Origin of the sequence: Lachnoanaerobaculum sanguinis (assembly GCF_033242365.1) — a bacterium.
In the GTDB taxonomy this organism is placed as follows: domain Bacteria; phylum Bacillota; class Clostridia; order Lachnospirales; family Lachnospiraceae; genus Lachnoanaerobaculum; species Lachnoanaerobaculum sanguinis.
Genome location: NZ_BTHK01000049.1, coordinates 1 through 673, shown reverse-complemented (window position 1 = coordinate 673; position 673 = coordinate 1). Strand labels below are relative to the sequence as shown.

The 673-nt window shown below is 33.0% G+C and carries 1 protein-coding gene; it reads left to right on the top strand.

What is annotated here, in order from left to right; translation table 11 throughout:
* Window positions 1-673 (top strand): transposase (locus tag SBH76_RS13470; RefSeq protein WP_432706870.1); only part of this gene is annotated, 673 nt, incomplete at both ends.

Here is a 673-nt window from a genome sequence, read left to right as displayed (position 1 = left end):
ATCATGATGTATGCAGTTATTACTTATGCAAATATGCGAGGAATTCGTTCTATTGATCGTATTGTAGATTTATGCGAAAGAGATATTGCTTTTATCTGGCTTACTCAAGGGAGGAAGCCTAAAAGAGATGCCTTTTATGATTTTAAAGGTAAGAAACTTACTTCAGATATCCTAGACGACTTAAACTATCAGTTTATGAGACGATTAAAAAAAGAAGGGTTTGTAACATTAAAAGAATTATTTATCGATGGAACGAAAATAGAAGCTAATGCCAATCGTTATACTTTTGTATGGCGTGGAAGCATTAATTATCATCTTGCAGGTCTTCTGGATTCTATTGATAAGCTTTATTCAGACTATAACTCTTTTTTACAAGATAACAGTTTTGGGGAGAAGTACGAGCTTGGAAATGCACAGATGTTTGTGATTGACGGAATTGATAAAGTCAGAGATGTTATTGAAAAGAACAGAAAAAGAAAGATTACAAAACATAAAAAGTTATCTAATAACCGTATTATAGAGATTGATAACTGTTCACCTATTGAAATACTTAAGCTTCAGAAAAATCTTATGGTTATTGCTGACGGAGAAGGTATTGTATTTGTTAACGGAAAGGGCAAGAGAAAGCCAAAACTTCAACAACTCTATGAAGAGCTTGAACATTGTGGACAGC